The 589-nt window shown below is 41.9% G+C and carries 1 pseudogene; it reads left to right on the top strand.

Going from position 1 to position 589, the window contains the following annotated elements:
• A pseudogene (locus WMO28_RS16800) lies at positions 1–589 on the top strand (IS701 family transposase); the annotation flags it as partial.

Below are 589 nucleotides of genomic sequence, written 5' to 3'. Positions count from 1 at the left end.
AATTCGGCTTGAAATTTGAAAATGTATCCAAACTTTTTGACCATGCTGCGCATAACGGATCCAACTATCTCAATGGGCACTGCTTTGTAAGCCTGATGCTCTGTATTCCGGTCTGGAGCCATGATAAAATCTCATACCTTGCCGTTCCTCTCGGATACCGTATGTGGCAGAAGAAGGAAAAAGTTGGCGATTATTATACCGGTGTTCGCCGTGTCCTGACAAATTTTTTTGGAACACGCGAGGTTCTTGCTTATGTTACATCAACAGCCAGAACCGGAGGAACCAAACGCCTGTTTTTTAGCACGATATCGCCCGAAGAACTGCAGATTTTCTGTGCATGGCAGGAATCTTCACCTTTAAATCAAACCGGAAGTGACCAGATGAAATATATTCCGCTATTTCTTTATTCATTTCGCTGGAATATTGAAATCAGCTACTATGAACAGAAAACTTTCTGGTCGCTATGCAGCTACATGGTACGGAGCTGCAAGGGCATTGAGATGATGATCAATCTGATCAATGTTGCTTATTGTGCGATGAAGTTATTGCCATATCAAGATGAAAGCTTTTCTGATTTCCGAGATAATAG

The organism is Blautia aquisgranensis, assembly GCF_040096615.1.
Taxonomy (GTDB): domain Bacteria; phylum Bacillota; class Clostridia; order Lachnospirales; family Lachnospiraceae; genus Blautia_A; species Blautia_A aquisgranensis.
Note: the sequence above shows the minus strand (reverse complement) of the source record. Positions and strands in the feature narration are given on the sequence as shown.